The sequence below is a fragment of the Arthrobacter sp. NPDC058192 genome, from assembly GCF_042883665.1.
GTDB lineage: Bacteria > Actinomycetota > Actinomycetes > Actinomycetales > Micrococcaceae > Arthrobacter.
Genome location: NZ_JBHVVJ010000006.1, coordinates 137,187 through 156,201 on the forward strand (window position 1 = coordinate 137,187; position 19,015 = coordinate 156,201).

Sequence of the window (19,015 nt, forward strand, 5' to 3'; positions counted from 1 at the left end):
CGGAAGGCTTGGTCCGGACGCGTATGGGGGCTGCAGCACCAGCTTAGTGGCCTGCGGTGTGGGCCGCAGCGGGCCGCAACGAAAAGCGCCACAGCCCGTGCGGTGGTGACCGGACGGGCCGTGGCGCTTAGCGGAGGAAGTTAGGCCTTCGGGCTGGCTGCGGATTCGACCTTCAGCTTGCCATCGGCGATGTCCTTCTTGATCTGGTCCAGCTCGGACTTCAGCTCGGCCGGAACCTTGGAGTCCATGTCGTGGAACGGAGCCAGCTGGACGCCGTCGTTCGCGAGGGTGCCAATGTACGGCTTGTTGGTGAACTGGCCGTCCTTGTCCTGCTTGACGACGGCCTCGACGGCCTGGCCCATCTGCTTCATGACGGAGGAGAGCATGATGTCCTTGTAATCCGGTGCCGTAAGGAAGCCGTCGGAGTCAACCCAGATGAGCTTGACGTCCTTGCCTGCTGCCTTCGCTTCCTGCAGGGCTGCGCCCGCACCCTTGCCGACCGGACCGGCGACGGGCATGACGATGTCGGCGCCCTGGTCCAGGAAGTTCTGGGTGAACTGCTTGCCCTTGTCCTGCTTCTCGAAGTCACCGGTGAAGGAGCCGTCCTGCTTGGCCTTGTCCCAGCCAAGAACCTTGACGTTCTTGCCCTTCTTTTCGTTGTAGTACTTCACGCCGTCGGCGTAGCCGTCCATGAAGATGGTGACCGTGGGGATCTTGATGCCGCCGAAGGTGGCGACCGTTCCGGTCTTGGTGGTGCCTGCTGCGAGGTAGCCAGCCAGGAACGCGGCCTGTGCCGTGTCGTAGATGATCGGCTTGACGTTGGCCACCGGGGTTTCGTAACCGAAGTCGATGATGGCGAAGTGCTTGTCCGGGTTCGCTGTGGCCTGGGACTTGGTGGCGTCGCCGAGCAGGAAGCCGACCGTGATGGTCAGGTTGCAGCCGGCGGCGACCATAGCGCGCAGGTTGGGCTCGAAGTCGTTGTTGGTCTTGGACTCGGCCTGGTTCATCTTAAGGCCCTGCTCCGACGTGACCTTCTTCAGGCCCTCGTAGGAAGACTGGTTGAACGACTGGTCATCGAACCCACCCGAGTCGGACACGATGCAGCCCTTGTAGTTGCTGGCGGTGTTGGTGGCGGTGCTGGCCTCCGGGGCAGCCCCGCAGCCAGTCAGCAGGAGGGCAGCCGCGCCCGCGGTAGCTACCCCGGCCATAGATCCGCGCTTGAGGGTGGCACGCAGAGAGTTCTTCAATTTTCCTCCAGGAAGAAAGAGTAGGCGCTACGACGGAGCTCAATGAGTTTCTGTCCGCGGTGTTCCGCTGAAGCCTGTTGTCACTGATGATTTCGCAGCACTGCGCCGAGGCGCACTGATGAAGTAACTTTAGTGGCCTGCGACACGTCCACATAGCAGACTTCACAGCATCTACCCAGATTGTTGAGAACTTGTTACCTTGCGGTAGCGGGGCCGCCCCAGCCTCAGAGGCGCACGAGCATCTTGCCGGTGTTGGCGCCCTCGAGCAGATCCATGAAGGCCTGCGGGGCGTTTTCCAGTCCGTCCACGACTGTCTCGTCGTAGCGGACCGTGCCGTCGGCCAGCCAGCCGGACATGGCCTCGACGAACTCCGCCATGTGCTGCCAATAGCCGCCGACCAGGAAGCCCTTGAGCGTCAATTGCTTGCCGATCGCCAGCATCAGGTTCCGCGGTGCCGGCGTGGGCTCGGTGGCGTTGTATTGGGCGATGGCCCCGCACATGGCCACCCGGCCGCCGACGGTCAGCACGGACAACGCCGCCTCAAGGTGCTCGCCGCCAACGTTGTCGAAGTACACATCAATCCCGCGCTCCCCGGCAGCTGCCGCGAGCTGCCCGGCAACCGGGCCGTCGTGGTAGTTGAATGCGGCGTCGAAGCCCAGTTCGAGCAGCCGTGCCACTTTTTCCGGCGAGCCCGCGCTGCCGATGACGCGGGACGCGCCCATCGCCTTGGCGATCTGCCCCACGAGCGAGCCGACGGCACCGGCCGCACCCGAGACGAACACGACGTCGCCGGGTTTGAAGTCGGCCACCTTCAGCAGCCCGGCGTAGGCGGTCAGGCCCGTCATGCCCAGAGCGCCGAGGAACGCGGATGCGGGGGCCAGGTCGGTCCGCGCCACAGTGGTGGCCGCCGCATCGACGACGGCATACTCGCGCCAGCCGAGGCCATGGACGACGGTGTCGCCGACGGCGCGCCCTTCGGCCCGTGACGCGATGACCTTGCCGACGGCGCCGCCGTCGAGCGCCTGGTCCAGCGCGAATGGCGCGGAGTAGGACTTGACGTCGTTCATGCGGCCGCGCATGTACGGGTCCACGGAGATGTAGAGGTTGCGGACCAGGACCTGCCCGTCCTGCAGCTCGGGCAGCGGCGACTCGGCGAGCCGGAAGTTAGCCGGCACGGGGCGCCCGTGCGGCCGGGACGCGAGCTGGATCTCGCGCGTGGTGGCGGGAAGGACGGTTGCTTCGGTGCGGGTGCTCATGCGGCTACCTCCAGGATCTTGATGTCGACTGTGATGTTGCCACGGGTGGCGTTGGAGTAGGGGCAGATCTGGTGGGCCCGGGCCACGAGGGCCTCGGCGGCCTGCCGGTCCACGCCGGGCAGGGCGATCTCGAGCTCCGCGGCCAGGCCGTAGCCGGCGCCGCCGTCGAGGGCACCGAAGTGGATCTTGGCGGCGACGGCGGAATCGGTCAGGTCCGCGCGCTCCTTGCGTCCGACAAGGCGCAGCGCGGAGTGGAAGCACGCGGCGTAACCGGCGGCGAACAGCTGCTCCGGGTTGGTCCCGGCCCCGTCGCCGCCCAGTTCCACGGGGCTGGCCAGGGTGACGCTGAGCTTGCCGTCTTTGCTCACGGCGGTGCCGTCGCGGCCGTCGCCGGACGCGAGCGCTTCGGCGGTGTAAAGAGTCTTCATGGGTTTCCGTTCCTAGTGGGAGGCGTGGAGAGCGCTGGTCAGGCGGCCCAGGGTTTCGCGGAGCTGCTCGAGTTCTGCGGGCGTGAGGCCGGCGGCGTCCGCCAGGCGTTGCGGGATGCCGCCGGCCCTGGCGCTGAGTGCGGCGCCGGCGTCGGTGAGGAGGATCTCCACGCGGCGCTCGTCCTCGGCGGACCGGCGGCGCTGGACCAGGCCGAGCGCTTCGAGCCGCTTGAGCAGCGGCGAGAGGGTTCCGGAGTCCAGCCCCAGCTCCTCCCCCAGCTCACGGACGCTGCGCGGCTCGGCCTCCCAGAGCACCAGCATGGCCAGGTACTGCGGATACGTCAGCCCGAGCTCCTCCAGCATGGGCCGGTAGGCTGCCGTGGCGGCGCGCGAAGCCGAGTACATGGCGAAGCACACTTGGCGGTTCAGGCGGAGCGCCTCCGGACCGGGCGCTCGGGTGGTCTCTGGCGAAGTCATAGACCCACCCTAGCGCGCAATTCAGTTGTGCACAATTTGATTGCGCACAACTGAATTGCGCACAACCCGCCGCCTCAGTCGGGACATGTCCATTCTTCGCGTCATGCCTGGCAGCACATGCCCTCCCCTGGTCCGCAGCAATGGACATATGACCCACGTGTCCACACGCCAGCCCAACAGGAGCGCATGTCCATTCTTCGCACCAAGCCTCACGGCACATGCCCATCCGCCGGCACTACCGAAGCGCATGTCCATTCTTCGCACCAAGCCTCACAGCACATGCTCTCCGCCGGACCGCAGCAATGGACATATGACCCACGTGCCCATCCGCCAGACCAACCGAGGCGCACGTCCATTCTTCGCACCAAGCCTCACGGCACATGCCCGTCCGCCGGCACTACCGAAACGCATGTCCATTCGTCGCACCACGCCTGGCAGCACATGCCCTCTCCCGGACCGCAGCAGTGGACATATGCGGCCGGGCAGCCCGCGACGCCGGGGTGTCCCGTCGTCGTGCACGCAAAAGTGGGGAAACTCCGCGCGCAGGTGATTTACGTTGACGCGCAGGCGACTTCAGTTGAGGTGATCTTTCCGGGGACCTATCCAGGATTTAGAGGTCGCGGATGGTGCGCAGGGCCGCCGCCGTGAGCACCTGGATGCCGAGGCCCAGGGCCCGCTCGTCCACGATGTAGTCGCCCCGGTGGAGGTCATACTCTTCCCCGCCGGGGGTCTTGGTGCCGAGGCGCATCATGGCACCGGGGGTCTCGGCCAGGAACCAGGCGAAGTCTTCCCCGCCCATGGACTGCGGGGTCAGGACGACGGCGCTCTCGCCGATTTCCGCGCGGGCGGCGGCCTCGATCAGCGCGGTCTCGTGTTCGGAGTTGACCACCGGCGGCACGCCGCGGGTGTGCTCGAGGTGGACGTCGACGCCGTAGGGCTCGGCGATTTGCCGGACCACCTCGTCGAGCAGCTCGCCGGCGTCGTGCCAGGCGTCGCGGTCCAGGCACCGCAGGGTGCCGGCCATGTAGCCGGTGCCGGGGATGGCGTTCGGGGCCGAGCCCGCGGAGATCTGGCCCCAGACCACCGACACGCCGCTGCGGACATCGATGCGCCGGGACAGCACGGCGGGAACATTGACCGCGATCTGCGCGAGGGCGAAGACCAGTTCCTCGGTCAGGTGCGGGCGCGAGGTGTGTCCGCCGCGGCCGGAGAGTTCAATCTTGATGGTGTCCGATGCTGACGTGATGGCCCCGATCCGGGTGCCAACCTTGCCGACCTCGATCCGGGGATCACAGTGCAGCGCGAGAATGCGGGGCACGCTTTCAAGGACGCCTTGCTCGATGCACGCCTTGGCCCCGCCGGGCATGGTCTCCTCGGCCGGCTGGAAGATGATCCGGACCGTGCCCCCCAGCGGGGACTCCTCGTGCATGCGCTGCAGGACCAGGGCGATGCCGAGCATGGTGGCGGTATGGATGTCGTGGCCGCAGGCGTGGGTCACGCCGTGGTTCTTCGAGGCGAAGGAAAGGCCGGTTTCCTCGATAATCGGCAGCGCGTCGATGTCCCCGCGCAGCGCGGTGGCGATGGGGCCCTGTCCGACGTCGACCGTCAGCCCGGTGCCTTCGAGGCGGCGGGGCTTGAGGCCGGCTTCCTCAAGCCGCCTTGCCAGCCGGTCGGTGGTGCGGAACTCCTTGAAGGAAAGTTCCGGGTGCGCATGGAGGTCGCGGCGGAAAGCGATCAGCTCGGGCAGGAGGGGCTCCAGCCATGGCTCCACGAGGGTTGTGGGCTCAGCTTCAGTAGAATAGTTGCGCACGAAATAACTCTATCGAGCAGACAGGGAATAGCCGCATCGGGTACGGCCCATTACGGATTGCTGAACATTCAAGGCCCGCAACCGTTCCGTCCCGCCTACAGGACGTCGGTGTCGCCCTTGGCCTTGATGGCATCCACCGCCTGCTTGACCCGCTGGGAGTGTTCCTTGGTGGTGACCAGAAGGGCGTCGGGGGTGTCCACAATCACGACGTCCTTGATGCCGATCAGGGCGATCACCCGCTTGGTGTCGGTGACCACCACACCGCTGGCGTTCTCGGTGAAAACGCGGGCGCCTTCGCCCAGGACAGTGACTTCGTCAACCTCCCTGGCGCTGTTGAGCCGTCCCACGGAGGCAAAGTCCCCGACGTCGTCCCAACGGAAGGTACCCGGCACCACCGCGACGTCGCCCGCGGCGGCTGCCGGTTCGGCGACGGCGTAGTCGATGGCGATCTTGGGCAGGGCGGGCCAGACACGCGACGTGACGGCGTCCCGTTCCGGGGTGTCCCAGGCTTTGGCGATTTCCTGCAGCCCGGCGAAGAGTTCGGGCTGGTTGGCCTCGAGGTGCTTGAGCATCAGCGAAACCGGCGCCACGAACATGCCGGCGTTCCAGACGTAGTCCCCGCTGTCAACGTATTCCTGGGCCACTTCCTCGCTCGGCTTCTCCACGAACTCCACCACGGACTGCGCGCTGGGAGCGTCCGGGATGTGCAGGTTCGCGCCAGAGCGGATGTAGCCGAATCCGGTGGAGGGGTGGGTGGGTTTGATGCCGATGGTGACGATCTTGCCCGCGGCCGCGGTGTAAACGGCTTCCCGGACGGCGTCCTGGAAGAGCCCGTCGGGGCTGATGACCTGGTCCGCGGCGAACGAGCCCATGATGGTGTCCGGGTCCCGCTCGCGGAGGATGGCCGCGGCTAGGCCGATCGCCGCGCCGGAATCCTTGGGCTCGCTTTCGAGGACCAGATCGGATTCCAGCACTTCGGGCAGCTGGCGGCAGACGGCATCCCGGTGGGCCGCGCCGGTCACCACCAGCACATGCTTGCCGGCGACGGGCTGGAGGCGGTCGTAGGTCGCACGCAGCAAAGTGCTGCCCGACCCGGTGAGGTCATGAAGAAATTTGGGGGCTGCTGCCCGTGACAGGGGCCAGAGGCGGGTCCCCACCCCGCCCGCTGGGATGACCGCAATAAAACGGTCCAGCGGGGAATCCTGGCTTGTCACTTTGTCTGTAGTCATTACCGCTACTTTAGCCGACGGCGGCCCGACCGCCCTTGACGGGGCCCCCCGATTGCGCCGTTCCGGCGCCCGGAACCGCAAGCAGATGTGGCGTTCGTCTCAAAAGCGGTGCAAATCGGTGCCGGGGCCGGTCAACAACGGGTTCCCAAATTGAATAAGCTGAGAGCGAAGCCTAGATTTAGGCTTGAGCTTACGAGTGCTCTCGCAGCAGGCGTTCCCCCCGCGTGGATCCCATGCCAGCGCCGCTGTGTTGCAGGGAGGTTTATTCAGTGCCGACAAAACCAGCTGGCACCTTGTACCGCGGCCGTGAAGGCATGTGGTCCTGGGTTGGACACCGCATTACCGGTGTAGTGATTTTCTTCTTCTTGTTGGTCCACGTGCTGGACACCTCATTGGTGCGTGTGTCCCCCGAGGCCTACACCACCGTGATCGGTGCCTACAAGAACCCCCTCATGGCCCTGGGGGAAACGGGCCTCGTCGCAGCGATCGTGTTCCACGCCTTCAACGGCCTGCGGATCATCGCCGTCGACTTCTGGAAGAAGGGTGCCAAGTACCAGCGTCAGATGCTCTGGACGGTCCTGGGCCTCTGGGTCGTCGTTATGGCCGGCTTCGCCATCCGCCACCTGTCCCTCGCCTTTGGAGGTCACTAAGCCATGACTGCAACCATTCAGAGCCCACGCAGTGGGAAGATCCAGCCGAAGTACCGCCGCACTGGTTCGTCCAAGGGCAACTTCGAGATGCTCGCCTGGCTCTTCATGCGGCTCTCCGGCGTTGTGCTGGTGGTACTGATCTTCGGTCACCTGGCCGTCAACCTGCTGGTCGGCGAGGGCATCCACGCGATCGACTTCGGCTTTGTGGCCGGCAAGTGGGCCGACCCGTTCTGGCAGGTCTGGGACCTGGCCATGCTGTGGCTCGCCATGCTGCACGGCACCAACGGCGTCCGCACGATCATCAATGACTACGCCGAGAAGGACGCGACGCGCCTCTGGCTGAAGATCGTGCTCTACGCGGCCACCACGGTCATCGTCGTCCTGGGCACCCTGGTCATCTTCACGTTTGACCCGTGCCCCGTCGCCAACGGCGTCCAGCTGCCCGGCGGCTTCTGCCCCGCGCCCTAAGGGCGTACGCCGCAAGGGCGGAGCCGCCGCTGACCGTTGCCCCTGCGGGCAGGAGACGGCGGCCCGCCACGGCCATCGATCTTGCCTGCCGAGCGCAGGCGCGGATTACACAAGACTTCACCGGGCAGGCGCGGCCTGCCGGGGGGGTTATAGCGAATTTTGAGAGAAAGAGCGTCTGGTATGCAGGTCCATAAGTACGACGTCGTGATCGTCGGCGCCGGTGGCGCCGGGATGCGCGCGGCGATCGAATCAGGTCAGCGCGCCCGAACAGCAGTATTGACCAAGCTCTACCCCACCCGGTCCCACACGGGCGCGGCGCAGGGCGGCATGTGCGCGGCCCTGGCCAACGTCGAGGAAGACAACTGGGAGTGGCACACCTTCGACACCATCAAGGGCGGCGACTACCTGGTAGACCAGGACGCCGCCGAGGTCATGGCGAAGGAAGCGATCGACGCCGTCCTGGACCTGGAAAAGATGGGCCTGCCGTTCAACCGCACGCCCGAGGGCCGCATTGACCAGCGCCGTTTCGGCGGCCACACCCGCGACCACGGCAAGGCACCGGTGCGCCGCGCCTGCTACGCCGCGGACCGCACGGGCCACATGATCCTCCAGACCCTGTACCAGAACTGCGTCAAGCACAACGTTGAGTTCTACAACGAGTACTACGTGCTGGACCTGCTGACCGTCGAGGAAGACGCCGTCCGCGAGGACGGCACGGCCTACAAGCAGAAGCGTGTCGCCGGCGTCGTCTCCTACGACCTCGCCTCCGGCGAACTGCACGTCTTCCAGGCCAAGTCCGTGGTGTTCGCCTCCGGCGGCGCGGGCAAGGTCTTCAAGACCACGTCCAACGCCCACACCCTCACCGGTGACGGCATGGGCATCGCCTTCCGGCGCGGCATCCCGCTGGAGGACATGGAGTTCTTCCAGTTCCACCCGACCGGCCTCGCCGGCCTGGGCATCCTGCTTTCCGAGGCCGCCCGCGGCGAAGGCGCGATCCTGCGCAACTCCGAGGGTGAGCGCTTCATGGAGCGTTACGCGCCCACCATCAAGGACCTCGCCCCGCGCGACATCGTGGCCCGTTCCATGGCGAACGAGGTCCGGGAGGGACGCGGCTGCGGCCCGAACAAGGACTACGTCCTGCTGGACCTGACCCACCTCGAGCCGGCGCACATCGACGCCAAGCTGCCGGACATCACCGAGTTCGCCCGCACCTACCTCGGTGTGGAGCCCTACACGGAGCCGGTGCCGGTGTTCCCGACGGCGCACTACGCCATGGGCGGCATCCCGACCAACATCAGCGCCGAGGTGCTCCAGGACAACGACACCGTGGTCCCGGGCCTCTACGCCGCCGGCGAGGTCGCCTGCGTCTCCGTCCACGGTTCCAACCGCCTGGGCACCAACTCGCTGCTGGACATCAACGTGTTCGGCAAGCGCGCCGGCATCGCCGCCGCCGAATACGCCAAGACGGCGGACTTCGTGGAGCTCCCGGCGGATCCGGAGGCGTACACCCTGGACCTGCTGGAGCACGTGCGCACCGCCAACGGCACCGAGAAGGTCGCTGCGATCCGCAAGGAACTGCAGGACACCATGGATGCCAACATGCAGGTGTTCCGCACTGCCGAAACGCTGAACCAGGTCCTGAAGGACATCGCGTCCTTCGAGGAGCGGTACCAGCGCATCAGCGTCCAGGACAAGGGCAAGCGGTTCAACCTGGACCTGCTCGAGGCCGTGGAACTGGGCTTCCTGCTGGAGCTCGCCAAGGTCATGACCGTGGCGGCCCTGCACCGTGAAGAGTCCCGCGGCGGCCACTTCCGCGAGGATTTCCCCGAGCGCGACGACGAAAAATTCATGAAGCACTCCATGGCGTACAAGGATGAGCACGCCCCGGCCGATGGCTCGGCCGAGGCAATTGCTGGCATCCGGCTTGCCACCAAACCGGTGGTCTTTACGCGCTACGAGCCGATGGTGAGGAAGTACTAAAATGAGCGCTGAACTCGCTGAGCCAGCATCCAAGGTCGAACTGCCCGCCGGCGTCGGCGGTGGCGGGGAAATCCCGTCCTTCGACGTCACGCTGCGCGTGCGCCGCTACAACCCGGAGGTCTCCGAGGACGCCACATGGGATGACTTCAAGGTCACCATGTACGGCACCGACCGTGTCCTGGACGCCCTGCACAAGATCAAGTGGGAGATGGACGGCAGCGTCTCGTTCCGCCGTTCCTGCGCCCACGGCGTCTGCGGCTCCGATGCCATGCGCATCAACGGCCGCAACCGCCTGGCCTGCAAGACCCTGCTGAAGGACCTGGACACGTCCAAGCCCATCACGGTCGAGCCGATCAAGGGCCTGCCTGTGGAGAAGGACCTGATCGTGGACATGGAGCCGTTCTTCCAGTCCTTCCGCGAAGTCATGCCCTTCCTGATCAACCGCGGCCACGAGCCCACCAAGGAACGCCTGCAGTCCGCCGAGGACCGCGAACGGTTCGACGACACCACCAAGTGCATCCTCTGCGCCGCGTGCACCTCGTCCTGCCCGGTGTTCTGGACTGACGGCCAGTACTTCGGCCCGGCGGCAATCGTCAATGCCCACCGCTTCATCTTCGATTCCCGTGATGACGCCGGCGACATGCGCCTGGAGATCCTCAACGACAAGGAAGGCGTGTGGCGCTGCCGCACCACCTTCAACTGCTCCGAGGCCTGCCCGCGCGGCATCCAGGTCACGAAGGCCATTGCCGAGGTCAAGCAGGCCATCCTGGCCCGCAAGATCTAGGGTCCGCAGGACAACTCACGATATACCGACGACGGCGCCTCTCACCTTGGGTGGGGGCGCCGTCGTCGTCTTCCCGCTTACAGGAAAGGGGACACCGTGTCCCGCTCAGAAAAAGTCTCCTTCCAGGGTTCCACCGGCGAACTGCTCTCCGGCGTCCTTGACGTTCCCGAAGGCCCGGTGAAGGGCTGGGGCGTGTTCTCCCACGGCTTCACCCTGGGCAAGGACAGCCCGTCGGCGTCGCGGATGTGCAAGGCCCTGGCCGACAGCGGTGTGGGCATGCTCCGGTTCGACAACCTGGGGCTCGGCGAGTCCGCGGGAATGTGGTCCGAGGGGTCCTTCAGCCACAAGGTGGCGGACACGGTCAAGGCCGTCGAGTTCATGCGGGATTCGGGCCGGCGCGTGTCCTTGCTCGTGGGCCACTCCTTCGGCGGCGCGGCGGTCCTCTCCGCCGCACGGCAGATCCCCGAGCTCAAGGCAGTTGCCACGGTGGGCGCGCCGTTCTCGCCCAAGCATGTGGCCCACGTCTTTGACACTGCGCTGGACCGGATCCTGAGCGAGGGAAGCGCCGAGGTGGATCTCGGCGGCAAGCGGGTCCAGATCCGGCGGCACTTCGTCGAGGACCTGGAGAACGCCGACCTCACCGACTGCATCCGGCAGCTGCACAAGCCGCTCATGGTGCTCCACTCCCCCACGGACAATACGGTGGGGATCGAAAACGCCAGCACTATCTTTCAGACGGCACGCCACCCGCGCAGCTTCGTCTCGCTGGAGGGCAGCGACCACCTCCTGACGGGCAAGGGCCAGGCGGCCCGCGCCGCGAAGATCATCTCGGCGTGGGCCGACCAGTACCTCGACGCCTGAACGCGGCGGACAGAGGCCGCCGGCGCGGCCCTGACTCCACCGGCGTCTTGCCCGGCTGTACTTGCCGCGCGCCCCAGCCGGTGGTCGTGGCGGCCGGCTGGGTCTTGAGGTCCTCCTCGCGGATCGCCAGCCACGCTGCGCAGAGCACGTAAACCTGGCTGACCAGGTTGAACCAGATCAGCAGGCCGATGATGATGGCGAAGGGCGCCAGGATGGGATTCTTTCCGGCGCTGGCCAGCAGCTGGGTGCTGAAGATCTGCAGCACGGTGGTGCCCACCGCGGCCAGGATTGTCCCTTCCAGCAGTGAGCGCCGGGCCGGTTTCAGGCCGGCGGCCACCCGATACATGATCAGGGCAGTACCCCAGCCGAGCAGCAGGGGCACAACGATCGTGACGGAGGTTGTCAGAGGCCCGGCCAGCAACGGGTCCAGGTGCAGCTGCCCGGCCACCCAGTCCGCCGCCGTACCGAACACCAGGGACACGGCGGAGCTGACCACCAGGGCCACTCCGAGCAGGAGGAGGGTGCCGACGTCGCGCAGTATCTGCAGGACCGGGTTCATCCACAGCGGTCCGAGCTGCATCATGGTGCGCGTACCGTCGCGCATGCCGCCGATCCAGCCCAGCGAGGTGAACACGGTCACGACGGCGGCGATCACGGCCGCCCAGCCCAGGCTGGCGGGGTTCAACAGCTGATAGGGATCGACCAGGCCCTCGCTGCCGTTGACTTTCAGAAGGCCGGGCGCCGCCGCGGCAACGCTCTTGATGATCTGGTCCAGCAGGGCCGGGTGCCCGCTGAGGACCAGGCCGGCCACGGACAAACCGGTGGCCAGGAGGCCAGTGATGGAAAAGAACATCCGGAACCCGATACCGGCACTCATCAGCGGGCCGCGCTGGATGTTGTAGTGCGTGAAGACGCGCACCGGCAGCCACGTGTTCACCCTGGCCACCAGCCACGGCACCATCGCCATCAGCGACGCGATTCCTCCGCCGGAGCGTCGGGACCTGCCCCAGTCGACCCTTTTGCGGATGACTTCCAGTTTCAGCCCGGCCAGGTCGGTGGGAAGGGGCGGCTTAGCGGGCGCCTGCGCTGCCGTCCCGGCCCCTGCGGCGCTCAGGTTTGGTCCCAAAATCAAGCTCTTCCCGTAGGTGCCAGATGCCGTTGTCATCGTGCTCGTAAAGACCCATGCTAGCCACCGGGAACGTGGCTCGATAATCCTTGAGGGCCGTTTCGGCCTCGTCCAGGCTTTCGGGTGCGATGTCGTGGGCCACGGTGACGTGCGGGTGGTAGCCGAACGGCAGCTCCCGCTCCAGAGGGCCCGTCTGCAGCTGGCGGTGCAGGTTAACGCATTCCCCGAAACCGTCCTCCACGTTCAGGAACACCACCGGGGACACCGGCCGGAAAGACCCGGTCCCCGCGATGGTCACCATGAAGGGCTCCTGCCGGCGCGCCACGTCCCGGACATGCCTGCGGGTCGCTTCCCAGTCCTGCGTCATGGTGGTGGTGACCAGCGTGATGTGGGCCGGGACGACGGCGGCCATCGGGTCCCCGAAGGAGGCGCGCCAGCGCTGCAGCTCCTCGGCGATGTCCGCCGGGAACCTCAGGATCACACCGGTGCTGATGCCTTCGCTGCGCACCTGCCCGTTGGACGTGGCGACTTTCGGGTTGATTTTGCTGACGGGGGACATTGACCTAGCGGACTCCCTGGGCTCCGGCGTACGGCAGGAAACCCACCTTGGCGTAGACATCGCGCAGGGTCACCGACGCGATCTCCCGGGCTTTGTCCGCGCCGACGGCCAGCAGCCGGTCCAGTTCCGCGGGATCGTCCAGCAGTTCGACGGCGCGGTTGCGGATCGGTGTCAGGTGCTCCGCTACAACCTCGGCGAGGTCCACCTTGAGGTGGCCGTACATCTTGCCCTGATAGGCGGCGACAAGGGCGTCAACGCTCTGCCCGGTGATCCCCGAGTAGATGGTCAGCAGGTTGGACACGCCCGGCTTCGCCTCACGGTCGAAGCGGATTTCCGTCTCCGCGTCCGTCACGGCCGACTTGATCCGTTTGGCGGTGACCTTGGGGTCGTCGAGCAGGTTGATCAGGCCCGCCGGCGACTCCGCCGATTTGGACATCTTGGCCGTGGGGTGCTGCAGATCGTAGATCTTCGCCGATTCCTTCTGGATGAAGGGTTGCGGGACCGTGAACGTCTGGCCGAAGCGGGTGTTGAACCGCTGGGCCAGGTCGCGGCTCAGCTCCACGTGCTGGCGCTGGTCCTCGCCCACGGGGACGCCGTGCGGCTGGTACAGCAGGATGTCCGCGGCCTGCAGGATGGGGTAGGTGAACAACCCGACGCTGGCGTGGTCCGAGCCCTGCTTGTGGGCCTTGTCCTTGAACTGGGTCATCCGGGAGGCTTCGCCGAAGCCCGTGATGCAGTTCAGGACCCACGCCAGCTGGGCGTGCTCCGGCACCTGGGACTGGACGAACAGCGTGCACTTGTCCACGTCCACGCCGCCGGCAATATACTGCGCGGCCGTCACCCGGGTGCGGTGGGCCAGTTCGGCGGGATCCTGCGGGACGGTGATCGCGTGCAGATCGGGGATGAAGAAGACGGCGTCGTACTCGTCCTGCATCCGGACCCAGTTCACGAGGGCGCCGAGGTAGTTGCCCAGGTGCAGGGAGTCGGCGGAGGGCTGCATGCCGGAGAGGATGCGGTCACGGGCTCCGGTGGTCGCCGCAGCGGCTTTGCCGGCGGCAGTCTCAGCGTCCGGCGCGGCGCCGGCGTCGGTCACAGTGGAAGTGGTGGTCATTCGTGGAAGCCTCAAAACTAGAGCCGGTAGTCCACTACCAGCGGGGCGTGGTCGGAGAAGCGGGTGTCCCAGGACAGTGCCCGGTCAACAACGGCAGACACTGCGGCAGCAGCGAGGGCAGGCGTGGCCATGTGGTAATCGATGCGCCAGCCGGTGTCATTGTCGAAGGCCTGACCCCTTTGCGACCACCAAGTGTAGGGGCCGTCGACGTTACCCGCCAGGCCCCTGTGAACATCCTTCCAGCCGATTTCCTCGCCGAAGAAGCGGTCAAAATAGGCCCTCTCCTCCGGCAGGAACCCGGCACGTTTGACGTTGCCCTTCCAGTTCTTGATGTCCAGCTCCGTGTGGCCGACGTTGAGGTCGCCCACCACAAGTGCGTGGTCGCTGTGCTTGGCGAGCTCGGGCAGCCGCGTGGACATGACGTCCAGGAAACGGAACTTGTCCTCCTGCTTGGGGGTGCCGGCCTCGCCAGAGTGCACGTAGGCGCTCGCGACGGTCAGCTGGGAGGCCCGGCCTTCGGCGTCCCGCGCGATGAAGTCGGCCTCGACCCAGCGCCCGGTCGTTGCGAAGTAGTCCTCCCCGATGCCTACGCGGGTGGCAAGCGGCTCCTCGCGGGACGCGATGGCAACGCCGGCCCGGCCCTTGGCTTCCGCCTCGGCGTGCAGGACGTACCAGCCCTCGCCGAGCAGCTCCTGGACCACCGCATCAGGCGCGCGGACCTCCTGCAGGCACAGGATGTCGACTTCGCGCGGCTCCAGCCACTCCGCCATGCCCTTCTTGTAGGCGGCACGGAGGCCGTTGACGTTGACCGATGCGATGCGAAGGTGGTCCTTCTTCAATGCCGAGCTCACCCGATCCACTCTAGTCGATGATGGTTCCGCTGACGGGTTCGCTGCCGCCGTCGGAGGATTTGATCATGTCCCGCGCGTTGGTCGCGGTGATTTCAATGGTCTCCAGGGCCCGGCGGATCGTGTCTTGGTCCGCGGCATCGCCCTTGGCCCGTTCCTCGTCCACAACGCGGACCTGGACCTGGACGATCTTGAAGGAGTGGTCGAGCTTCATGTCGCGGACGCTGTCCGCTTCGCGACGTTCGCTGATGAGCCGGGTGCCGCCGTGGTCCACACTGCCCGACGACGGCGCCCGCCCGGTGGCGGCGTTGAAGGCATTCTGTGCCTCGTCGAGCCTGGCGCCGGCCTTCTTGGCGGCCTTCTGGATACTGAACACCACGAACGCGGCCAGCGCCAGCCAGCAGCCGGCGATGATCGCCACCACCCAGCCGACGACGTCGTTCTGGTTCGCCGCGAAGATCACGGCCACCGTGAACGCGATGATGAAGACCAGCATGCCCGGCCCGCTGATGCGGAACATGGAGAACCGGCTAGCGGCCGGGGTGGCGTTGGACGTGGAGGCGGAGCTACCCAGAGATTGCATGAGCCCATTATCGCAAACGCCCGCCCCACCCACCCAACCGCCCGGAGCGCTTCCACCGCGGGCGAACTTCCACACCCGGCCCCGGCGTCTGGCCTGGCCCGGAACGTACGTGACCCGGGGCGTATGGGCCCGGGGGACATGTCCAACGGTCGGCAGCTGGGCCTATTGCGCTCCGGCACCTGCCCCTTCGCCAGCATCACGGAAGGACATGCCCATCCGCGGGCTGTCCTCCGGGAGGGCATGCTCTTTCGTGAGCAGCACCAGTGGACATGTTCAGCCGCGGGCCGTCTACAGGGAGGACATGCTCCTCGTTGCAAGGGATCAGGGGGCAGAACACGAAACTGCCCACTGGTCGTGGCCACCGGTGGACATGTCCGGCCGCGGCGCTCACCCCCAGAGGACATGCTCATTATTCGAGTCGCTGGTAGGACATGCTCATTGGTAAGCGCGACCAGTGGACAGAACAGCATTCCGCCCACTGGTTGTGGCCGCCGCCGAACATGTCCAGCCGCAGGAGATGGCTCGGAGAACATGCTCATCGTTCAACGCCTGTTGGGCGCGATCAGCGGACGGTACGGGCGCGTCAGAAGGCGACGGCGGGACGGTCGGCGGCGTCGCCGATCGAAATCCAATGCTCGTCGTCCTGCACCCGGATCATGCCCAGCAGCTCCTGGTAAAAGCCCGCGAGCTTGGCCGGGTCCTCGCAGCCGATCACGAGTGCCTGCCATTTTCCGATCATTGGATCCCCTTGATCCGTTAATCCAGGATTTGCGTTATTTCAGGAACAGCCGGCGCAGGCGGCTTGTGGTGAGCAGGACGCCGAGGACAATCATGACGAGGTAGTAGCCAACATGCACGGCGGTCGCCGGGCTGAACACGCCCACGCTGATCTGGCGCAGCAGCTCCACGCCGTGCCAGAGCGGCATGGCCTGGATGAACCACTGGATGTACTGCGGGTACACGCTGAGCGGGTAGAACGTGGCGCTGAAGAGGAACATCGGCAGCATCACAAAATTGATCCAGTCCATTTGCTGGAACGTCTTCATGAAGCTCGTGATCCCCATCCCGAAGCTCGCGAAACCGAAGGCAATGAGCACCGAGGCCGGGATCATCAGGATGGCCCACGGCGTGGTGATCAGGCCCATCACGGCCATGACGGCGGTGAACCCGGTGGCATACATGAATCCGCGCAGCAGGGCCAGGAAGATTTCGCCCATGGCAACATCCAGCGGCCCCAGCGAGGTATAGAGCATTCCCTGGTACAGCTTGGCGAAGTTCATCTTGAAGAAGACGTTCCAGGTGGAGTCGTAGACGGCGCCGTTCATGGCAGACACCGCCAGCAGGGCCGGTGCGATGTAGGCGGCGTAGCTGATTTCCTGGCCGCCCGGGCCCTGGACCGACCCCACGATTGCGCCCAGCCCCACGCCCATGGAGATCAGGTACAGCACCGGTTCAAAGAACCCCGAAGCCATGACCATCCAGTTGCTGCTCTTGGTGGCCATGAGCCCGCGGGCCACGACGGCGCGGACGTTGCGGGAGTAGATGGGCCCGAACCGCCGGCGGCGTGCCGCGTCGGTGGCGCTGTGGTCCCCGGCGCTGAAACTTCCGGTCAGGACGCTCATGAGCCCATCCTCCTGGCGAACTGGCGTTTGGTCAGGACCCAGCCGACGGCGGCCAGGCCGAGCAGGAAGACGACGTGGACGATCGTGAGCCACGGCTCTTCCTCGTACCCGTAGCTGACCACGCGGCCAAGTTCGGTTCCGTGCCAGATCGGTGAGATCCAGCCGATCCAGCGGACCCCGAGCGGGAGCGTGTCTAGCGGGAAGAACGTGCCGGAGAACAGGAACAGCGGCATGACGATGAACCGCATGACCATGGCGAACTGGCCGCGGTCATCTTTGATGGTGGCCGCGTAGGCCATGAGCGGCAGGCCGAAGGACAGGCCGGCGAGCGTGGCGACCAGGATGGAGACCCAGCCCCAGGCGCCGGGGGCGGCCCCGAACAGCGCGACCACCGCGAAGTAGATGGCGGACTGCAGCAGGAAGCGGACGGTGACGGCGATGACCTGCCCGCCGGCGATCTGTTCCGGCGTCAGCGGAGAGGCGTGCGGGCCGTAGTAGACGCGCCGCCACTTGAAGCCGTCCATGACCGGGAACGTGAACTCGTTCGCGGCCGTCATGACCGCCGCCGAGATCAGCAGCGCCGGGGCAATGAACGTCAGGTAGCTGACGCCCCCGAAGGCGCCGGCGCCGTTGGCCTGGACCAGCGTCGCGAGGCCCACGCCCATCGCGAACAGGTAGGCCACCGGCTGCCCGACCCCGTACATGACGATGGTCCAGCCGTAGCCCTTCATGACGCGCAGGACCTGTTCGGCGTAGTAGAAGGCGCCCCAGCGCCGGGCGCGGACGGCCGAGACTTCCGGGGCGTGCGCGCGCAGCGTCCCGGTTCCCGCCGTCGTCGGGCTGGCCGCCGCTGCACCGGCCGCCGCTGTACCTGCCGGCTGGGGTGCCTTGGTCGACTCTGCCTTCTTAATCAACAAGGCTCCTGCCGGTCAGGCGCAGGAAGACGTCTTCCAGCGAGGAGCGGCGGACCAGGGAGGTGACCGGCCGGAGGCCGCGGCTGGTGACCTGCTCCAGGGCGGCCTCGCCGTCGTGGGCGTAGATGAGCACCCGGTCCGGCAGGGTCTCCAGCCGTTCGCCGACGCCGTCGAGTTCCGCGCCGACGCTGGCGTTGCGTTCCGAGCCGAAGCGCAGTTCCAGGACCTCCCGGGTGGAGTATTCGCGGATCAGGCTGGCCGGCGAGCCCTCGGCCATGATCTTGCCCTTGTCCACCACGATCAGCCGGTCACACAGCTGCTCGGCCTCATCCATGTAGTGCGTGGTGAGAATCAGCGTGACGCCCTGTTCCTTGAGCCGGAACAGCCGGTCCCAGAGGATGTGCCGTGCCTGCGGGTCCAGGCCCGTGGTCGGCTCGTCCAGCAGCAGGATCCGGGGCTCGTTGATCAGGGAGCGGGCGATTGTCAGGCGTCGCTTCATGCCGCCGGAGAGTGCGTCCACCTTGGACTTGGCCTTGTCCGTGAGCTGGGCGAATTCCAGCAGCTCGTCGGCCTTGGGCTTGAGGTAGCTCATGGGCAGGCCGAAGTAGCGGCCGTAGACCAGCAGGTTGTCCCGGACCTTCAGTTCCTCGTCCAGGTTGTCCTGCTGCGGGACGACACCCAGGTGGGCGCGGACTTCGGGCCCGTGCTGCTCGGGGTCCAGGCCCATGATGTTGAGGCTGCCGGAGGTGCGCTGCGAGACCCCGCCGATCATTTTCATCGTGGTGGACTTGCCGGCGCCGTTGGGGCCCAGCAGGCCAAAGGCTTCCCCGGCGGGGACACGGAAGGAGATACCGTCGACGGCGGTGACGTCGCCGTAGCGTTTGGTGAGGTTCTCGGCGGTGATGACGTACTGGTGAGCGGCGTCAGAGGAGCTGGTCACGGCTGATTCTTTAGCGGCAAGTTCGGACACCCGCACCACGGTAGTGGATCCCCGCAAACTATGAAAGGGTCTTTTCGTAAAAACGCCGTACGTATCCGATCCGTTATGCCCGGCGGCGGTGA

General features: G+C 66.3%; 20 protein-coding genes. 5 read left to right on the forward strand and 15 right to left on the reverse strand.

Going from position 1 to position 19,015, the window contains the following annotated elements; genetic code table 11:
• Positions 1 to 140: 140 nt before the first annotated feature.
• From ACFVVK_RS08305 to ACFVVK_RS08330, 6 genes are all read right to left on the reverse strand, one after another.
• Entirely contained in the window at positions 141 to 1,208 is a 1,068-nt protein-coding gene (locus ACFVVK_RS08305) for a BMP family protein (RefSeq protein ID WP_390265991.1), read from the reverse strand.
• Positions 1,209 to 1,471: 263 nt separating this feature from the next.
• A complete protein-coding gene (locus ACFVVK_RS08310; protein ID WP_390265845.1) occupies positions 1,472 to 2,503 on the reverse strand; it encodes an NADP-dependent oxidoreductase in 1,032 nt (343 codons plus the stop codon).
• Positions 2,500 to 2,931 (reverse strand): organic hydroperoxide resistance protein, encoded by a 432-nt coding sequence (locus ACFVVK_RS08315; RefSeq protein WP_390265847.1) that lies wholly within the window; start codon positions 2,929 to 2,931, stop codon positions 2,500 to 2,502. The genes ACFVVK_RS08310 and ACFVVK_RS08315 overlap by 4 nt, the downstream gene beginning before the upstream one ends.
• Before the next feature lie 12 nt (positions 2,932 to 2,943).
• Positions 2,944 to 3,408 (reverse strand): MarR family winged helix-turn-helix transcriptional regulator, encoded by a 465-nt coding sequence (locus ACFVVK_RS08320; RefSeq protein WP_390265849.1) that lies wholly within the window; start codon positions 3,406 to 3,408, stop codon positions 2,944 to 2,946.
• A 610-nt stretch (positions 3,409 to 4,018) separates the two neighbouring features.
• Positions 4,019 to 5,218, reverse strand: a complete 1,200-nt coding sequence (locus tag ACFVVK_RS08325; protein ID WP_390265851.1) for an amidohydrolase — start codon at positions 5,216 to 5,218, stop codon at positions 4,019 to 4,021.
• 95 nt (positions 5,219 to 5,313) lie between these two features.
• Positions 5,314 to 6,447 (reverse strand): mannose-1-phosphate guanylyltransferase, encoded by a 1,134-nt coding sequence (locus ACFVVK_RS08330; RefSeq protein WP_390265853.1) that lies wholly within the window; start codon positions 6,445 to 6,447, stop codon positions 5,314 to 5,316.
• A gap of 269 nt (positions 6,448 to 6,716) precedes the next feature.
• On the opposite strand from ACFVVK_RS08330, the gene sdhC reads away from it, so the two are divergent.
• From sdhC to ACFVVK_RS08355, 5 genes are all read left to right on the forward strand, one after another.
• Complete coding sequence (sdhC, locus tag ACFVVK_RS08335; RefSeq protein WP_390265855.1) at positions 6,717 to 7,097, forward strand: succinate dehydrogenase, cytochrome b556 subunit; 381 nt, start codon at positions 6,717 to 6,719, stop codon at positions 7,095 to 7,097.
• A gap of 3 nt (positions 7,098 to 7,100) precedes the next feature.
• Positions 7,101 to 7,565, forward strand: coding sequence for a succinate dehydrogenase hydrophobic membrane anchor subunit (locus ACFVVK_RS08340; RefSeq protein WP_390265857.1), 465 nt, complete (start codon positions 7,101 to 7,103; stop codon positions 7,563 to 7,565).
• Between the two features lie 180 nt (positions 7,566 to 7,745).
• A complete protein-coding gene (gene sdhA / locus ACFVVK_RS08345) occupies positions 7,746 to 9,545 on the forward strand; it encodes a succinate dehydrogenase flavoprotein subunit (RefSeq protein WP_390265859.1) in 1,800 nt (599 codons plus the stop codon).
• Position 9,546: 1 nt separating this feature from the next.
• Positions 9,547 to 10,329: a succinate dehydrogenase iron-sulfur subunit gene (locus ACFVVK_RS08350; RefSeq protein ID WP_390265861.1), complete on the forward strand. Its 783-nt coding sequence runs from the start codon at positions 9,547 to 9,549 to the stop codon at positions 10,327 to 10,329.
• Between the two features lie 96 nt (positions 10,330 to 10,425).
• A complete protein-coding gene (locus ACFVVK_RS08355) occupies positions 10,426 to 11,190 on the forward strand; it encodes an alpha/beta hydrolase family protein (RefSeq protein ID WP_390265863.1) in 765 nt (254 codons plus the stop codon).
• Here the strand turns inward: ACFVVK_RS08355 and ACFVVK_RS08360 are convergent.
• The 9 genes from ACFVVK_RS08360 to ACFVVK_RS08400 all read right to left on the reverse strand — a co-directional run bounded on the left by ACFVVK_RS08360 (position 11,153) and on the right by ACFVVK_RS08400 (position 18,893).
• On the reverse strand, positions 11,153 to 12,316 hold the full coding sequence (locus tag ACFVVK_RS08360; protein ID WP_390265865.1) for a YihY/virulence factor BrkB family protein: 1,164 nt from the start codon (positions 12,314 to 12,316) through the stop codon (positions 11,153 to 11,155). The genes ACFVVK_RS08355 and ACFVVK_RS08360 overlap by 38 nt on opposite strands.
• Positions 12,261 to 12,875 (reverse strand): 2'-5' RNA ligase family protein, encoded by a 615-nt coding sequence (locus tag ACFVVK_RS08365; protein ID WP_390265867.1) that lies wholly within the window; start codon positions 12,873 to 12,875, stop codon positions 12,261 to 12,263. The genes ACFVVK_RS08360 and ACFVVK_RS08365 overlap by 56 nt, the downstream gene beginning before the upstream one ends.
• A gap of 4 nt (positions 12,876 to 12,879) precedes the next feature.
• Entirely contained in the window at positions 12,880 to 13,986 is a 1,107-nt protein-coding gene (gene trpS / locus ACFVVK_RS08370) for a tryptophan--tRNA ligase (RefSeq protein WP_390265869.1), read from the reverse strand.
• 17 nt (positions 13,987 to 14,003) lie between these two features.
• Positions 14,004 to 14,837, reverse strand: a complete 834-nt coding sequence (locus ACFVVK_RS08375) for an exodeoxyribonuclease III (RefSeq protein WP_390265871.1) — start codon at positions 14,835 to 14,837, stop codon at positions 14,004 to 14,006.
• A 10-nt stretch (positions 14,838 to 14,847) separates the two neighbouring features.
• Positions 14,848 to 15,417: a hypothetical protein gene (locus tag ACFVVK_RS08380; protein WP_390265873.1), complete on the reverse strand. Its 570-nt coding sequence runs from the start codon at positions 15,415 to 15,417 to the stop codon at positions 14,848 to 14,850.
• A 583-nt stretch (positions 15,418 to 16,000) separates the two neighbouring features.
• Positions 16,001 to 16,156 (reverse strand): hypothetical protein, encoded by a 156-nt coding sequence (locus ACFVVK_RS08385; RefSeq protein ID WP_390265875.1) that lies wholly within the window; start codon positions 16,154 to 16,156, stop codon positions 16,001 to 16,003.
• Positions 16,157 to 16,190: 34 nt separating this feature from the next.
• Positions 16,191 to 17,039 carry an ABC transporter permease gene (locus ACFVVK_RS08390; RefSeq protein WP_390265877.1) on the reverse strand — a complete coding sequence of 283 codons (849 nt, stop codon included), beginning with the start codon at positions 17,037 to 17,039 and terminating at the stop codon, positions 16,191 to 16,193.
• Positions 17,036 to 17,854, reverse strand: coding sequence for an ABC transporter permease (locus tag ACFVVK_RS08395; RefSeq protein WP_390265992.1), 819 nt, complete (start codon positions 17,852 to 17,854; stop codon positions 17,036 to 17,038). Before ACFVVK_RS08395 ends, ACFVVK_RS08390 begins: the two co-directional genes overlap by 4 nt.
• Before the next feature lie 91 nt (positions 17,855 to 17,945).
• Positions 17,946 to 18,893 (reverse strand): ABC transporter ATP-binding protein, encoded by a 948-nt coding sequence (locus ACFVVK_RS08400; RefSeq protein ID WP_390265879.1) that lies wholly within the window; start codon positions 18,891 to 18,893, stop codon positions 17,946 to 17,948.
• Positions 18,894 to 19,015 lie beyond the last annotated feature (122 nt).

Excerpts from the sequence above, each read along its gene's own strand:
- ACFVVK_RS08310 (WP_390265845.1), bottom strand. The coding sequence starts at position 2,503 with ATGAGCACCCGCACCGAAGCAACCGTCCTTCCCGCCACCACGCGCGAG.
- ACFVVK_RS08340 (WP_390265857.1), top strand. The coding sequence starts at position 7,101 with ATGACTGCAACCATTCAGAGCCCACGCAGTGGGAAGATCCAGCCGAAG.
- ACFVVK_RS08305 (WP_390265991.1), bottom strand. The coding sequence starts at position 1,208 with ATGGCCGGGGTAGCTACCGCGGGCGCGGCTGCCCTCCTGCTGACTGGC.
- ACFVVK_RS08320 (WP_390265849.1), bottom strand. The coding sequence starts at position 3,408 with ATGACTTCGCCAGAGACCACCCGAGCGCCCGGTCCGGAGGCGCTCCGC.
- ACFVVK_RS08365 (WP_390265867.1), bottom strand. The coding sequence starts at position 12,875 with ATGTCCCCCGTCAGCAAAATCAACCCGAAAGTCGCCACGTCCAACGGG.
- ACFVVK_RS08350 (WP_390265861.1), top strand. The coding sequence starts at position 9,547 with ATGAGCGCTGAACTCGCTGAGCCAGCATCCAAGGTCGAACTGCCCGCC.
- ACFVVK_RS08330 (WP_390265853.1), bottom strand. The coding sequence starts at position 6,447 with ATGACTACAGACAAAGTGACAAGCCAGGATTCCCCGCTGGACCGTTTT.
- ACFVVK_RS08390 (WP_390265877.1), bottom strand. The coding sequence starts at position 17,039 with ATGAGCGTCCTGACCGGAAGTTTCAGCGCCGGGGACCACAGCGCCACC.
- ACFVVK_RS08315 (WP_390265847.1), bottom strand. The coding sequence starts at position 2,931 with ATGAAGACTCTTTACACCGCCGAAGCGCTCGCGTCCGGCGACGGCCGC.
- ACFVVK_RS08380 (WP_390265873.1), bottom strand. The coding sequence starts at position 15,417 with ATGCAATCTCTGGGTAGCTCCGCCTCCACGTCCAACGCCACCCCGGCC.
- ACFVVK_RS08385 (WP_390265875.1), bottom strand. The coding sequence starts at position 16,156 with ATGATCGGAAAATGGCAGGCACTCGTGATCGGCTGCGAGGACCCGGCC.
- sdhA (WP_390265859.1), top strand. The coding sequence starts at position 7,746 with ATGCAGGTCCATAAGTACGACGTCGTGATCGTCGGCGCCGGTGGCGCC.
- trpS (WP_390265869.1), bottom strand. The coding sequence starts at position 13,986 with ATGACCACCACTTCCACTGTGACCGACGCCGGCGCCGCGCCGGACGCT.